The following is a 14,658-nucleotide window of genomic DNA, read 5'->3' on the forward strand; positions in this document are numbered from 1 at the left end:
CTCCCCAGAGGGGCATTCGGAGTTCGTCCCCGTTATGTTTTTCGCGGTCCTGCAAGAGGGCCGCTGGCCTCCGGGCCCGCGCCGGCCGCCCGCGCCGCCAGCTCCCCCGCGTCGAACCGCCGCGACCGCAACCGCCGGGAGAACCCGAACCACAGGACGACGGCACCGACCAACGTCACACCGAGGGGCACGACCTGGACGGCGCCGCTCAACGACGGGCTCAGGCCGCCACCACCGAACAGCGCGCCAAGACCCGCGTCCGCGGACCCCGCATCCCCTGACCCGTCGGAGCCCGCGCGCACCGAGCCGCCCACGGCCATCGCCGTCACCGTCAGCGTCAGCGGCCACAACGATCCGACCGACCCGGCATCCAGCAGAAGCAGCGCCAGGGCGGACACGGCCGCCATGGCGCCCACCGCGCACAGCGCGGCCGCCGCGCCCTCCAGGGCGTTCGGCCACGGGCCGATCGGCCCGAGACGCACGGGCACGCCGGGTCTGTCGTGCCCGGACCGTGGACGGGAACCGGACGTGGCACGGGCACGGGCACGGGACGTGACGGCAGACATGTGGGAGCACTCCGCTTCCTTCGCGGTGAGGCAGCCGGCGCCGTACTCGGGGGCGGTACGACGCCGAGTGCCACCGGCCCGCACAGCCTGGCGGCGCCACGCGCCAGGTTCCGCAGAGGTTCTGGGAGATTCCTGAGAGCCCCGGCACCGCGACGCAGGTCACGAGGCACGCACGACCCGGGCACCGGTCCGTTTCCCAGGAACTTCCCAGAACACGGTCCGAAGTCAGCTGCCCGGACGCGGTTGTGCTCTGGTGGAACCCGGGCGGGCTGCTGCGGAGGGGAGTGGGCGCCAGGTGTCCGTGGCCGTCGCGGCGAGGACGAGTGGGCCGAGGACGACCAGCAGCAGCACGGGCGACATGGTCAGCAGGACCGCCGCGGCGACGGCGGATCCGGCCAGCAGGACCAGGGCGAGCGGCTGGGTGGGCACCGACCTGAACACCTCCGCGAGGACGTCGCGCCAGGGCGCGCCGTCCCGCCAGGCGGCGGCGCACCGCAGGCCCAGGGCCACGAGCGCCGCCGCGGCGAGGGCGAAGGGCAGGTCGCCGCCCGGTCCGTGGGCGTCGAGGACGAGCGCGTCCAACCACAGCAGCGACAGCGCCCCGGTGGGCACCAGCAGGACCGCCGGCCCGGAGCGGAGTACCCGACGGAACGCGGACAGGAAGTGGCGCGCCGTCACCCCCTGTCCCCCGAGGGCGCGCTCGCGCAGGACGGCGCAGCCGGCCACCAGCGCCGGGTAGGCGGTGATGAGGGGGAGTGAGGCGAGCAGCAGGAGGACGCCGAGGAGCAGGGTGTCGGCGAAGTGGGCGAACCAGGGGCGACGCATCCGCCGGCCACCTATCCCTTCAGTCCTGAGGTCTGCGCGCCCTCGACCAGCAGTCGTTGGAAGGCCAGGAAGAACAGCAGCACGGGTACGAGGGTGAGCACGGACATCGCGAACATCGGGCCGAACGCGGAGCTGCCGGACTGGTCGACGAAGAGGCGCAGGCCCAGTTGGAGCGTGAAGGTCTGCGGGTCGGCGAGGTACATCAGCTGGGAGAGGAAGTCGTTCCAGCTCCAGATGAACGAGAAGATCGTCGTGGTCACCAGCGCCGGCTTGAGCAGCGGAAGGATCACGTGCCAGAAGGTGCGGTACGGACCGCAGCCGTCGAGCAGCGCCGCCTCGTCGAGTTCCCTGGGCAGTGAGCGTATGAACTGGACGATCAGGAAGACGAAGAACGCCTCGGTGGCCAGGAACTTCGGCAGGATCAGCGGCAGGTAGGTGCCGACCATGCCGAGCTTCTGGAAGATGATGTACTGCGGGATCAGCAGGACGTGCAGGGGCAGCATCAGCGTGCCGATCATGAACGCGAAGTAGAGCCCGCTGCCACGGAACCTCAGCCGCGCGAAGGCGTAGGCGGCCAGCGAACAGGAGAGTACGTTCCCGACCACCGCGCCGACGGAGACGAGCAGGGAGTTCCCGAACAGCCGCCACAGGGTGACGCCGCTGATCCCGTCGATGGCCTCGGTGTAGTTGCCGGGCGTGAAGACCTCGGGGATCGGACTGAGGTTGGAGATGATCTCGGATCCGGACTTCACCGACGCGGTGACCAGCCAGAGCACCGGATAGAGCAGCACGAGGCCGAGCGCGACGCAGACGACGTGCCAGAGCGCGGCACGCAGCGGCGGTGCGGTGGACGCCCGGCGGGCGGCGGGTGGGGCGGAGGTCGTCACGACGCTCCCTCCTGCGCGTAGAAGACCCATCGGCGGGAGCTGCGGAAGACGAGGAACGTGACCAGCGCGATGGCGGCGAGCAGCACCCATGCCATGGCGGAGGCGTATCCCATGTGGAAGTTGGTGAACGCCTGTTGGTACAGGTACAGCGAGTACAACAGCGTCGAGTCCGACGGGCCTCCGGAGCCTCCGCTGACCACGAACGCCGAGGTGAAGGACTGGAAGGAGTGGATGATCTCCAGGACCAGGTTGAAGAAGAGCACCGGGGTCAGCATCGGCAGCGTGATGGAGAAGAAGGTGCGCAGCCGGCTCGCGCCGTCGAGGGAGGCGGCCTCGTACAGCTCCCCGGGGATCTGCTTCAGCCCGGCGAGGAAGATCACCATGGGCGCGCCGAACTGCCAGACCGTCAGCGTGATCAGCGGGTAGAGGGCGTAGTCCGGGTTGTCGGTGAACCCGCCGACCTCGAGCCCGAAGAAGGACAGCGACCGGTCGGTGAACCCGCCGGTGGCGAAGAGCGACCGCCACACGAGGGCGACGCTGACGCTGGCCCCGAGCAGTGACGGGGCGTAGAAGGCGGCCCGGTAGAGGCCGACGCCACGTCGTTCCCGGTTCAGCAGCAGGGCCACGGCGAGTGCCGCGGCCAGCTTGAGCGGCGCGGCGATCAGCACGTACTGGAGGGTGACAAGCGCCGAGTTGAGGAACCGGTCGTCCTCCAGCATGTAGCGGTAGTTGGCCAGGCCCACCCAGTTCGGGGTGGAGAACAGGTCGTAGTCGGTGAACGACAGGTAGAGCGACGCGAGCATCGGGCCGAGGGTCAGCACGACGGCGCCGATCAGCCAGGGTGCGAGGAAGACGTGCGCCGAGAGGGCCTGCGAGCGGCGGCGTCGAGCCGGGCGTGGCGGGTCTGTGGTGTCGCCGCGCGGGGGTGGCAAGCGGCGGAGCGGTGCGGTCGCCTGGGCCATCGTGGTGCTTCCCTCCACGGTGAGGATGACGGGCTGGCATGAAATGCGGTGGCAACGGTTGCATGCGCTCTCGCCGCTGACAAGAGGCATGCTCCACCGAAGTTTCTCCTGATAGTTCGGAATTCGGCATTGACTGTAGGCGGTTGCAGAGCATAGCTTCCGGGCCGTGTGAAACAGAGTGGTAGCGTTTGCATCGCCTTTCGCCGCCCTCCCGAGCCGCCTAGTGAAGGGCCGCGATGTCCGTGACACGCCGTACCCCAGCCTCGCCCTCGCCCTCGCCCTCGCGACGCCAACTGCTCACCGCGCTCGGCGCACTCGGTCTGGGTGCGGCCACCGCGGGATGCGGCCGGGCGTCGGCCGACGGCACGGTGACGCTCGACTTCCAGTGGTGGGGGTCCGACACCCGCAACCTGGCCACCGACGAGGCCGTGCGCCTCTTCGAGCGGCGGTACCCCACGATCCGGGTGGACACCTCGTTCACGTCCTACGACGCCTACTTCCAACGGTTGGCGACCCAGGTGGCGGCCGGCTCGGGCCCCGACGTGCTGCAGATGGACTACTACCAGCTCCGGTCGTACGCGGACCGAGGGCTGCTCGCGGACCTGGAGTCCCCCGAGTTCACCGACCTCTCCCTCGACGGGGTGGCCGACACGTACGTCGCGAGCAACCGGGTCGACGGCACGCTCTACGCGGTGCCGACGGGCCTCGCCACCCAGGCGATCTTCGCCGACCCCGCCGTCTGGCAGGCGGCCGGCGTGGAACTGCCGAGGCGCGGCTGGACCTGGGACGACCTCCTCGACGACGTGGGGCCGGCCCTACGCCGGGCGTTGCCCGACCGCTACCCGCTGACCGACTTCGGCGGCTACACCGAGACCTTCAACATCTGGCTGGTACAGCGCGGCAAGTCCATCTACGACGCCGACGGAGAGCCCGGCTTCACCACGGCCGACCTCACCGAGTTCTGGGAACTCACCGCACGGCTGCGGGACGCGTCCGTCCTCACCGCGCCGCACATCACCACCTCCTACGACGGCTCCACGGAGAGCTCCCCGCTGCTGCGCGAACTGTCGACGGCCGAGTGGAACATCACCTCCGGCGCCACCCACTACGCCGCGGCGCTCGGCGACGTCGCCCTGCTGCCCTTCCCCACCATGTCCTCCGGGGCGCCCCTCGGGCTGACGGCGCTCCCCGGCGCGATGTGCGTCCAGCAGCGCAGCGCCCACAAACGGGAGGTCGCCCTCCTGCTCGACTTCCTGCTCAACGACCCGGAGGCGGCGGACGCCCTCGGCGTCGTCCGCGGCCTCCCGGCGGGCCGGGCGAACCTCGACCGGCTCGCGCCCGAACTCAGCGGCGGCGACCGCAGCGTCTACGAGTACGTCCTCGCCTTCCAGCAGGACTTCGGGACCCCCTACCTGCCGCCGCCCGGTTCCGACGAGGACAAGCTGGAGTTCGAGCGGGTCTACCAGGGGCTGATCTTCGGCGAGCAGACCGTGCGGGAGGCCGCGACCGAGATGGTCGACAAGTTCCACTCCACCGTCCCCCAGGGCTGACACCCACCCGAGAGGCCACCACACATGATCATCCGGGAACTGCGGGTCACCCCCATCGCCATCCCCGATCCCCCGCTGCTCAACGCCGACGGCGTCCACGAGCCACACGTCCTGCGGGCGGTCGTCGAACTCGTCGTGGACGACGGGCGCGGCGGCGAGGTCACCGGCCTCGGCGAGTGCGCCGGACACGCCTGGCAGTTGGACTGGCTCCGGCTCGTCGGTGACCACCTGGCCGGGATCGACGTCTTCCAGACGCGTGCCGTGGAGCGCCTCGCCGGTGACCTGCTCGCCGGCCGTGTCACCGACGTCGACTACGGCCCGGACGCGTTGTGGCGACGTTGGTCGGATCGCACCGCCCCACCCGAGTCACGCGGCCCGGCGCCCGTCCCCGCACCGGCCTTCGACGTGCGGCGCGTCCAGGCCGCGCTCGAGGTGGCCTGCCTGGACGCCCAGGGACGGCTCACCGGCCGGCCCGTCGTCGACCTCCTGGGAGGCAGGGTCCGCGACGCCGTGCCGTACAGCGGCTACCTCTTCTACAAGTGGGCCGAACACCCGGCCAGGAACGGCGCCCCCGCCGTCGCGGACGAGTGGGGCGAAGCGCTGGACCCGGCCGGCATCGTCCTCCAGGCCCGACGCATGGTCGACCACTACGGCTTCCGCTCACTGAAACTCAAGGGCGGGGTCATGCCCCCGGACGAGGAGATCGCGGCCCTGCGCGCCCTGCGGGCCGCCTTCCCCGACCACCCGCTCCGCATCGATCCGAACGCCGCCTGGACCCGGCGCACGGCACTCGCGGTGGTCGGTGAACTCGAGGGCGTCCTCGAGTACCTGGAGGACCCGGTGGCCGGCGTCACGGACATGGCCGCCGTCTCCGCCGGCACGACGATCCCGCTCGCCACCAACATGTGCGTGGACTCCCTGGACACCGTGGGGCCCGCCCTCCGGCACGGCGCCGTGCGCATCGTGCTGGCCGACCACCACATCTGGGGCGGCCTGCGGCGCACCGTCGCGCTCGGGGACGTGTGCGGGGCCATCGGCTGGGGCCTGTCCATGCACTCCAACTCGCACCTGGGCATCAGCCTCGCCGCGATGACCCATGCCGCCGCCGCCACAAAGGGCCTCGGTCACGCCAGCGACACCCACTACCCGTGGAACGCCGCGCACGACGTGGTACGCCCCGGTGCCCTGTCCTTCGTCGACGGGGCCGTGCCGGTCCCCAGCGGCCCGGGGCTCGGCGTGGAACTCGACGGCTCCGCGCTGGAGCGCCTGCACGCCGTCTACCTGGAACTGGGACGCGAACATCGCGATGACAAGAGATACCGGAAGAGCGTCGAACCGGACTTCGACCCGACACTCCCTCGCTGGTGACGAACCGAGCGCGGCCTTCGCCACCCGGCGCGTTCACCGGCTCACGATCTTGATTGACGACCGTGAGCAAGGGTGCCAACCTTCGGACTGTGCAGGCGACGATTCGAGACGTGGCGAAGGCATCGGGGGTCTCCCCATCCACGGTGTCACGAGCACTGGCACACGGCGAGAAGGTCAGTCCGGCCACCCTGGAACGGGTGCGGGCCGCCGCCGACCGGCTCGGCTACCAACCCAACCGTGCCGCACGCGGCCTGATCACCGGACGCACGGGCTACCTGGGCCTGATCGTGCCCGACCTGCTCAACCCGTTCTTCGCCGAGCTCTGCAAAGGCGTGCAGGCACGCGCCCGCGGGCTCGGCCGCGCGGTGTTCGTCTACGACGCCGAGCGCGACGAGGGCCTCGAACTGGACGCGATCCGCACCCTGGCCCCGCAGGTCGACGGCATCGTGCTGTGCGCCCCGCACCTGACCAGCGAGGAGCTGCGGTCCCTGGGCGAACTCACTGACAAGCTGATCGTCCTGCTGCACCGCAGGGAACCGGGCTTCGCCAGCGTCACGGCCGACGTGGCCGAGGGCATGACCGACGCGCTCAGGCACCTGCACGCGCTGGGGCACCGGAAGATCGCCTATGTCGGCGGCCCGCGCAGCTCCTGGGCGGCCCAGGAACGGGCCGCGGGCATTGAGGCGATGGCCGAGTCCGGCGAGATCGAGATCGTCAGGGTGGGCAGCGTGGCCCCGCACTTCGACGGCGGGATGGCCGGCGCCGCGGACGTCGTGCTGGCCAGCGGAGCCACCGCGGTCGTGGCCTTCGACGACATCGTCGCGTTCGGACTGATCAGCCGGTTCACCGTTCGCGGCGTGCGAGTGCCGGACGAGATGAGCGTGGTGGGCTGCGACGACATCGCCATGGCCGGGATGGCCGCACCTCCCCTCACCACCGTCTCCGTGCCCAAGGCACACGCGGCACGCGCGGCTGTCGACCTGCTGGTCCGTATCCTCGACACACCCGCCGCCGAAGGCACGAAAGCCATGGAACGGGTGCTCCCGACCCATCTGGTGGTACGCGACTCAACAGCCACGATCAGCGCCGAGCCCCGCTGACCCGGGACGAGATTCCTCGAAGGCGAGATGAGGACGGGGAGGTCCGTCGCGTACATCGCCGACCGCCCGGCGCGCCGTCGCCGCCCGGACAGGTCCGCACGGTGTGACCGAGGCACTGGTCGTCGATCCCGCCCTGGCCCCGGAGGCGGAGGCGGGCATCGACCAGGCCGTCCTCCGGGCGGCGGGGGAGAGCAGGACCCGCCTCGGTCCGCGACGTACGGGCGGGCGGCCCGGCGGGTGGCGGTCAGCCCCGGGTGTCGGGTTCGATGGCGCGCAGGGTCAGCGCGAACCGGAACGCGCGAGCGTGGAGTCGGTGGACCGGGAGTACGCCGGGTCCGCAGGACTGGCTGCCGATGCCGTGGTGGGCGGCGTCCAGGTTGACCCAGACGTGCCGGTCAGGAGTGAGGTCCGTGGGGTGGCGCGCGGCGTCCAGGCTCTCGCTGGTCCAGGGGCGCGCCGTGAGGTGGAAGGTGGGCAGGCCGGTGACCTCGAGACCGGCACCCCGGGCGTCGGTGAGCCGGGCGTACCGCACGTCGCGGCGGGCGCCGTTCTCCTGCGGCATCACGTACGGCGTCTGGAGGGCCGGCACGGTCGTGGAGAACTCGCCCACCCGGGCGGCCTGCCGGGTGTCCGGGTAGGACTCGCCGGGGCCGAGACCGAACCACGTGACCTCGGCGATCTCCGCCGGCAGCCCAAGACGCAGCCCGACCCTGGGGAGTGGCACGGCGGTGCCGGACAACGCCGGGGCGCCGTGGCGGACGAACCACCCCTCCGGGGCGACCTGGACGTCGAGCCGCAGCCTCGCGGGATCGAGCGCGGTCCAGGTGAACGTGGTGAGCAGGCCGGCGTCGGTGGCCGCGGCGCCGGTGCGGACGGTCACCACCAGCGCGTCGTCGCGTGTCGTCGCCTCGACCAGGCGGTCGTGCGCGCGGTCCAGGCCGAGCGCCCGCCAGGCGCGGCTCGCGTCGTCGCCGTGCGCGGCTCTGTCGTTGTCGGTCGGGGCCCGCCAGACGTCGAGGCGGGGGCCGACGACCGGCAGTGGGCCCAGGGAGCGGAGGGTGCCGTTCCGGTCGAAGCGCGCCGTGCCGAGCGAGAAGCCGGTGGGCGTCGCGTCGACGGCCGGGGACGCGTCGGGCACCAGCGTCGGCGGTGCCGGCCGCTCCAGGGCGGCCAGTCGGTGCTGTGCCCAGGCCACCTCGTGTCCGGCCGGGGCCCACGACTGGTCCTCCGCCAGCCGGGCGCTGACGGTGAGCCAGACCTCGGCCCCCCGGGGTGCCTCCCGGCGGACGTGGGCCAGGAGCGGCAGCAGGTCGGCGGTCGCCGTCTGGCCGGGCGCCAGAGCGGGCAGGTCGAGCGCGCCCGTGGCGAGGCCCCGGCCGTTCGCCGCCAGTTCCCATCGGTAGGCGAGGTGCGTGGTCGTGGCGTGGTCGTAGCGGCTGCGGGCGGCCAGCGACAGCGCGTCCCGTCCCTCGCCGGTGATCCGCAGCCGCAGGGGCTCGATCACCTTCTTGTACTCGACGAGACCGGGCGACGGGGTCCGGTCGGGGAACAGCAGGCCGTCGGCGACGAAGTTGCCGTCGTGGACCTCCTCGTCGAAGTCGCCGCCGTAGGCGAAGTACTCCTCGCCGGGGTTGGGGCCGGCGCCGGCACGGCGCCTGATGCCGTGGTCGATCCACTCCCAGACGAACCCGCCGTGCAGCCGGGGGTGGCGGTCGAAGAGTTCCTCGTACTCGGCGAGCCCGCCGGGACCGTTGCCCATGGCGTGGGCGTACTCGCACAGCAGGTGGGGCAGGGAGCGGCGGTGCGCGTCCAGGGCGGGGTCCCGGGTGCGGTCCTCGGCGTGCCGACCGACGCGGTCCACCGTCTCGGGGTGGGCGTACATCTGGCTGTAGACATCGGCGTGGCCGTGGTCGTAGTCGCCCTCGTAGTGGATGAGCCGTTCCGGGTCGCGCGAGCGCGTCCAGGCGGCCATGGCGCGCAGGTTCCCGCCTTCGCCGCTCTCGTTGCCCAGCGACCAGACGATCACGCTGGGGCGGTTCTTGTCCCGCTCCACGGTCCGGCGCATCCGGTCGAGCAGGGCGTCGGCCCAGCGCGGGTCGTCGCTCGGGTTTCCGCGCCAGTCGGCGAGCAGGAAGCCGTGGGTCTCCAGATCGCACTCGTCGACGACCCACAGGCCGTGTTCGTCGCACAGGTCGAGGAAGCGGGGGTCGGGCGGGTAGTGGCTGGTGCGGACGGCGTTGATGTTGTGCCGCTTCATCAGCAGCACGTCCTCGCGCATGGTCTCCAGGTCGAGGGCGCGGCCGGTGTCCGGGTGCCACTCGTGGCGGTTGACGCCGCGGAAGCGGATGTTCCGCCCGTTGACGAGGATGAGGCCGTCCTCGACGGTGACGGTGCGGAAGCCGATCCGGACCGTCACGCGTTCGGCGTCGGTGGACACCGTGGCCTCGTACAGGCGCGGCTCCTCCGCGCTCCAGGGCTGCACGTCGGGCACGGTCAGCTGTTCGTTGGTGCCGGCCTCGACGCCGAGTTCCGGGATGTGGACGCGGGCCGGGCCCGGGGTGTCGACCCGGAGCGTGCCGTCGCCCGTGACGTGGTCGAAGCCGGCGTGGACGAACAGGTCCTCGACGCCGGACGCGGGACGGGCCAGCAGCCCCACGGAGCGGAAGATCCCCGAGAGCCACCACATGTCCTGGTCCTCCAGGTAGCTGGCGGCCGACCACTGGTGGACCCGCACCGCGATCACGTTGTCCCCCGGCACGAGCGCGTCGGTGACGTCGAACTCGCTCGGCAGCCGGCTGCCGGTGGCGTGGCCGAGCGGAATCCCGTTGCACCACACGGCGAAGGCGGAGTCCACCCCTTCGAAGCGCAGGACCACCCGTCCGGCCACGTCCCGCAGGGCCGACGGCAGTTCGAAGCTCCTGCGGTACTCGCCCGTGGGGTTGTCGTCCGGAACGTACGGCGGGTCGAGCGGGAAGGGGTACTGCTGGTTGGTGTAGGCGGGCAGGCCGAAGCGGGCCTTGCCCGTCTCCAGGAGTTCGCCGTCGGGCGCGCGGAGACCGGCGAGCTGCCAGTGGGAGGGCACGGTAAGACGGTCCCAGGCGGAGTCGTCGAACCGCGGGTCCTGGAAGCCGGCCGTGAGGTCCCGCACCCCGGGCACCAGGCGGAACGCCCATTCGCCCGCCAGGTCCAGGGCCGGCGCGTCGCTCTGGAGCCTGGCCCGCGGGGGCAGCGTGCCGGAGCAGGGGGAGAAGGACGTCACATAGGAGGCCGTGTCCAGATCCGCGGCGGGCCGGAGGGGAACGGCGGGGGTCGTCATCAGGGGGTCTCTCCTGGAGCGGGCGGCATCGTGGCCGCGGTGCGAACGCGAGGGGGCGGGGCCCGCCAGGGGCGCGCGATGGGTTGGGACGCGCCCCCGGCGGGCGAGGTGACGCCGGGTCAGCCCTTGATGGCGCCGGTCAGGACGCCGGAGGTGAAGTACCGCTGGACGAACGGGTACACGATCAGGATGGGCAGCGTGGCCGCGACGATGATCGCCATCTGCAGGGTGATCGCCGGCGGTGGCGGCACGTCCGGGTTCGGCGTCATCCCGGGGATCGGGGAGGCGGCGATGACGTACTGCTGGAGCACGACCTGGATGGGCCACTTGTCGGGGTCGTTGAGGTAGATGAGGGCGTTGAAGTACGAGTTCCAGAAGCCGACGGCGTAGAACAGGCCCATCACCGCGAGGATGGGACGGGACAGGGGCAGCACGATCCGCAGGAAGATGCGCCACTCGCCCGCGCCGTCGATGCGCGCGGACTCCATCAGCTCCCTGGGCAACTCCATGAAGAAGTTGCGCATCACCACCAGGTTGAAGGCGGTGATCAACCCCGGCAGGACCAGTGCCCACAGCGAGTTCAGCAGCCCCAGCTGCTTGATGAGCAGGTAGTTGGGGATGATGCCGGCCCCGAAGAACATGCTGGCGAGCACCAGCACGAGAACGGCGCGCGCGCCGGGCACGTCCCTGGTCCTGGTGAGCCCCCAGGCCAGGGTCGAGGTCATCGTCAGCGCCAGTACCGTCCCGGTGGCGGTGACCACGAACGACACCCACAGGCCCTGGGTGACCACGCCGCCGGAGAAGATCGCCCGGTAGGCGTCGAGGGAGAACTCGGTGGGGAACAGCACCCCCTGGCGTGCCTGCCGGGGCGAGGCCAGGCTCATGACGATGACGTAGACGATGGGGTACAGCATCACCAGGCAGATGCCGGTGATGACCACGCCCTTGAGCGCGGAGACGGGTTTCGAGGTCTTGCGCATCCAGGGCGGGAGGTCGTCCCCGTCCGCGGCGCGTCGCCGCCTGCGGTCCATCACGGACGGTGCGGTGGTGCCGGCCATCAGAAGATGCCACTCCCTCCGAGGCGCTTGGCCACACGGTTGGCCGAGATGATCAGGATCGTGGCGATGACGCCTTTGAGGAGGCCGGCCGCCGCCGAGACGCCCCACTGGCCGCCGGCCACGCCGCGGTAGTAGACGAAGGTGTCCAGGACCTGCGCCGCGTCCGCGCCGACGGCGGGCTGCTGGAGCAACAACTGCTCGAAGCCCACGGTCAGCACGTTGCCGATCTGGAGGATCAGCAGCAGGGTGGTGACGGGCAGCAGCGCCGGCAACGTGATGTGCCAGGTGCGCCGCCAGGAACTCGCGCCGTCCACCGCCGCGGCCTCGTACCGGTCACGGGGCACGGCGGCGATCGCCGCGAAGAAGATGATCGTGCCCCATCCGACGTCCTTCCAGATCGACTGGGACACCACCAGCGCGTAGAAGGTGTCCGGATCGGTCATGGCGTTGAACGGCTCGCCGCCGAGGTCCTGCACGAGGGACGAGACGAAGCCGTTGCCCCCCAGCAGTTGCTGGCACAACGAGATGACGATCACCCAGGACAGGAAGTGCGGCAGGTAGACGACCGTCTGCACGATCCGCTTGACCCGGCTGGACAGCAGGCTGTTCAGCAGGAGCGCCAGGGCGAGCGGGGCCGGGAAGGCGAAGACGATGAGCAGCAGCGAGATCGTCAGCGTGTTGACGAGCGCGTCCCGCAGCTCGGGATCGTCCAGCAGGGCACGGAAGTTGTCGAACCCCACCCATGGGGAGTCCTCCAGGCCGAGGAAGGGCGAGAAGTCCATGAACGCCACGACGTTGCCCAGCAGGGGCACGTAGACGAACAGGACGAAGAACGCCAGGCCGGGAAGGATGAACGTGTAGGTGACGCGTTCCCGCTTGATCCGGGTCCACAGGGAGATCCCGCGGATCTCGACGGGGGGCGGTGTCGGCTCCTCGCGCTCCTCGTGGTCCTCGTGGCCGTCGGCCTTCGGGGTCCGGCGCGGCGCGGGGACGGTTGACCGTCGGGTCGTCATCTCAGCCCCGCGCTTCCCTGGCCTCGTCGTACTCGCGGCGGATCTGCTCGCCCCCCTGGTCGAGCCAGGTGCGGACGAAGCCGTCGAAGTCCGACAGCGAGGCGCGTCCGGAGACGACGGCGTTCTGCTGGTCGAGCAGGGACGCGTTCAGCTGGACGCCTCTGCTGGCCAGGGTCCCCGAGGTCAGGCCCAGCGTGTCCTTCGGTACGGACTGCTCGGCCTGGCGGGAGGCGACCGCGTGGAAGCCCTCGGCCCACGGCTCGGAGAGCGCGGCGAGGTTGTAGACGGCGTCGCCCGAGGCGACCCAGGTGTACTGCGTGCTGGGCGGGTTGGTCGGGGTGACCACCCCGTCCCGCATCTCCCAGTGCTCGCCCTCGATGCCGGAGTCGATGAACAGCCGCTCCTCGCTGCCCCAGGGAGCGCTGAGGTAGTCGAGGACGTTGAGGATCTCCCGCAGCCGGTCGGTGTCCTCCGCCGCCCGGGAGGAGACGGCGATGGAGCGGCCGTGCGGCAGGTTCCGCTCCCACACGCAGTCCCCGCCGTCGAAGCCCCTCAGCTCCAGGAAGCCGAGCCGGATCCCCTCCGTGTCGCGCTCGGCCGTGTGGATGCCAGGGCCGCCGACCGAGTTGGACCAGGCCGACGGCGCGAACACCGCGTTGCTGAACGGCCCCTCCGGCACGGTGCCGCTCAGCGCGTCGGGATTGAAGACGCCGGCCTCCCAGCACCGCGCGAGGAACGCCAGCGATTCGCGGTACGCCTCGGTCTCGATCTTGTGGACGAAGGCTCCCGAGTCGTCCAGCTGCCAGTCGCAGCCGACGCGGTACATCGCCTCGACGACGGTCTGGAGCGGGTCGTCGTAGAGGGCGATGCCGTGCACCGGGAGCCCGTGCGCGTCGCGCACCGTGGCCACCTGGGCCAGCAGCTCGAACAGCTCGTCGGCGTTGGCGGGTTCCGCGTTGCCGCCCACCTGCTCGACGATGTCCAGCCGCAGGAGCGGGAAGAACGACAGGGGATGCACCGGGCTGGGGATCGTCACGATCCGGCCGTCGCGCAGCGACGAGCGCCACACATCCTCGCGCCTGGCCGCGAGGTTGGGCCACTCCAGCACGTTGTCGCCCGACAGGGTCTCGCTCAGGTCGGCGAACGCCCCGTCACGGATGCCCTGGAGGGCCACCGGGCTGTTGTCGTCGACGAACACCAGGTCGGGAACGCTGCCCGAGGCCAGGGTGGTGGCAAGCTTGTCCCCGTACTGGGCGGCGGGCACGAACGTGGTCTCGATGGTTCCGCCCAGCCGGCGGTTGAGCTCCTGCCAGTAGGGGTCGCCGGAGACGTCGCTCGGTGGATTCCCCCAGGTGAGCTGGAACGTGGAGATCTCGCCGCCCGACAGGGGCGTCCCGTCGTAGCCGCGGAAGTACTCGGCCGGCTGGCCGACGTAGACGTCGCGCATCGCCTCGTGGGAGGCGGTGAACGCCGGGTCGAGAGCCGGCGGGCGCGGTTCTCCGAACGTGGGGATGTCGAACGCTGCGGTGCCGCGCGAGGCGCCTCCGCCACCGCCGCACGCGGTGAGCGGGCCGGCGAGCGCGACCGCGCCGAGGGTCATGCCGAGTCCACCGAGGAAGTTGCGGCGCGAGAGCTGGGTCATGGCGTGGGATCTCCGATCATCCTCGATCAGTCGCGGACCGCCGCGTGCCGGCGTGCGTGAACGTGCACGACGCCGCGTACGGAAGCCGTCAGCCCGTCGAGAGGTGCCGTGAATGCCGAGGAATGGCAAGGGAATACGGCTCGATGCCAGCCGCAGACTAGGGAGGGAACGAGAGGCGGGTCAAGAGGTGTGCGTGAGCGTTCACGGCGATCTGTTCAGCGGAGCCGGTGCATGTTCGTGAACGATCACGGTTCTGCCCGGAGGGCGACGGACGGCGCCGTGGGCGGGAGCGGTCGGTGCGTGACGACGCGCCGTCCGGCGGCACGACGACGGGACCGTCCAGGGAGAACGGTTCTCTCGTCAGCGGGGCG

The 14,658-nt window shown here is 71.2% G+C and carries 11 protein-coding genes; 3 read left to right on the forward strand and 8 right to left on the reverse strand.

Features of this window, described 5'->3' with window-relative positions; genetic code table 11:
* Window positions 1-32: 32 nt before the first annotated feature.
* The 4 genes from ACYVPE_RS03035 to ACYVPE_RS03050 form a co-directional block, all read right to left on the reverse strand.
* Complete coding sequence (locus ACYVPE_RS03035) at window positions 33-488, reverse strand: streptophobe family protein (protein ID WP_461031779.1); 456 nt, start codon at window positions 486-488, stop codon at window positions 33-35.
* Between the two features lie 303 nt (window positions 489-791).
* Window positions 792-1,391, reverse strand: coding sequence for a DUF624 domain-containing protein (locus ACYVPE_RS03040; protein ID WP_461031780.1), 600 nt, complete (start codon window positions 1,389-1,391; stop codon window positions 792-794).
* Between the two features lie 11 nt (window positions 1,392-1,402).
* Window positions 1,403-2,308 (reverse strand): carbohydrate ABC transporter permease, encoded by a 906-nt coding sequence (locus ACYVPE_RS03045; protein WP_461031781.1) that lies wholly within the window; start codon window positions 2,306-2,308, stop codon window positions 1,403-1,405.
* Window positions 2,275-3,240, reverse strand: a complete 966-nt coding sequence (locus ACYVPE_RS03050) for a carbohydrate ABC transporter permease (RefSeq protein ID WP_461031782.1) — start codon at window positions 3,238-3,240, stop codon at window positions 2,275-2,277. Before ACYVPE_RS03050 ends, ACYVPE_RS03045 begins: the two co-directional genes overlap by 34 nt.
* Before the next feature lie 236 nt (window positions 3,241-3,476).
* On the opposite strand from ACYVPE_RS03050, the gene ACYVPE_RS03055 reads away from it, so the two are divergent.
* The 3 genes from ACYVPE_RS03055 to ACYVPE_RS03065 all read left to right on the forward strand — a co-directional run bounded on the left by ACYVPE_RS03055 (window position 3,477) and on the right by ACYVPE_RS03065 (window position 7,258).
* Entirely contained in the window at window positions 3,477-4,790 is a 1,314-nt protein-coding gene (locus tag ACYVPE_RS03055) for an ABC transporter substrate-binding protein (RefSeq protein ID WP_461031783.1), read from the forward strand.
* A 24-nt stretch (window positions 4,791-4,814) separates the two neighbouring features.
* Entirely contained in the window at window positions 4,815-6,158 is a 1,344-nt protein-coding gene (locus ACYVPE_RS03060) for an enolase C-terminal domain-like protein (RefSeq protein WP_461031784.1), read from the forward strand.
* 110 nt (window positions 6,159-6,268) lie between these two features.
* Complete coding sequence (locus tag ACYVPE_RS03065) at window positions 6,269-7,258, forward strand: LacI family DNA-binding transcriptional regulator (protein WP_461031785.1); 990 nt, start codon at window positions 6,269-6,271, stop codon at window positions 7,256-7,258.
* 244 nt (window positions 7,259-7,502) lie between these two features.
* On the opposite strand, the gene ACYVPE_RS03070 is transcribed toward ACYVPE_RS03065, so the two are convergent.
* The 4 genes from ACYVPE_RS03070 to ACYVPE_RS03085 all read right to left on the reverse strand — a co-directional run bounded on the left by ACYVPE_RS03070 (window position 7,503) and on the right by ACYVPE_RS03085 (window position 14,287).
* Entirely contained in the window at window positions 7,503-10,574 is a 3,072-nt protein-coding gene (locus ACYVPE_RS03070) for a glycoside hydrolase family 2 TIM barrel-domain containing protein (RefSeq protein WP_461031786.1), read from the reverse strand.
* A gap of 119 nt (window positions 10,575-10,693) precedes the next feature.
* A complete protein-coding gene (locus tag ACYVPE_RS03075; RefSeq protein ID WP_461031787.1) occupies window positions 10,694-11,632 on the reverse strand; it encodes a carbohydrate ABC transporter permease in 939 nt (312 codons plus the stop codon).
* Window positions 11,632-12,645 (reverse strand): ABC transporter permease, encoded by a 1,014-nt coding sequence (locus ACYVPE_RS03080; RefSeq protein WP_461031788.1) that lies wholly within the window; start codon window positions 12,643-12,645, stop codon window positions 11,632-11,634. Before ACYVPE_RS03080 ends, ACYVPE_RS03075 begins: the two co-directional genes overlap by 1 nt.
* Window position 12,646: 1 nt before the next feature.
* Window positions 12,647-14,287 carry a type 2 periplasmic-binding domain-containing protein gene (locus tag ACYVPE_RS03085; RefSeq protein ID WP_461031789.1) on the reverse strand — a complete coding sequence of 547 codons (1,641 nt, stop codon included), beginning with the start codon at window positions 14,285-14,287 and terminating at the stop codon, window positions 12,647-12,649.
* Window positions 14,288-14,658 lie beyond the last annotated feature (371 nt).

The sequence above is a fragment of the Streptomyces mayteni genome (assembly GCF_054783955.1).

Excerpts from the sequence above, each read along its gene's own strand:
- ACYVPE_RS03080 (WP_461031788.1), bottom strand. The coding sequence starts at position 12,645 with ATGACGACCCGACGGTCAACCGTCCCCGCGCCGCGCCGGACCCCGAAG.
- ACYVPE_RS03045 (WP_461031781.1), bottom strand. The coding sequence starts at position 2,308 with ATGGGTCTTCTACGCGCAGGAGGGAGCGTCGTGACGACCTCCGCCCCA.
- ACYVPE_RS03050 (WP_461031782.1), bottom strand. The coding sequence starts at position 3,240 with ATGGCCCAGGCGACCGCACCGCTCCGCCGCTTGCCACCCCCGCGCGGC.
- ACYVPE_RS03055 (WP_461031783.1), top strand. The coding sequence starts at position 3,477 with ATGTCCGTGACACGCCGTACCCCAGCCTCGCCCTCGCCCTCGCCCTCG.
- ACYVPE_RS03070 (WP_461031786.1), bottom strand. The coding sequence starts at position 10,574 with ATGACGACCCCCGCCGTTCCCCTCCGGCCCGCCGCGGATCTGGACACG.
- ACYVPE_RS03060 (WP_461031784.1), top strand. The coding sequence starts at position 4,815 with ATGATCATCCGGGAACTGCGGGTCACCCCCATCGCCATCCCCGATCCC.
- ACYVPE_RS03085 (WP_461031789.1), bottom strand. The coding sequence starts at position 14,287 with ATGACCCAGCTCTCGCGCCGCAACTTCCTCGGTGGACTCGGCATGACC.
- ACYVPE_RS03075 (WP_461031787.1), bottom strand. The coding sequence starts at position 11,632 with ATGGCCGGCACCACCGCACCGTCCGTGATGGACCGCAGGCGGCGACGC.
- ACYVPE_RS03040 (WP_461031780.1), bottom strand. The coding sequence starts at position 1,391 with ATGCGTCGCCCCTGGTTCGCCCACTTCGCCGACACCCTGCTCCTCGGC.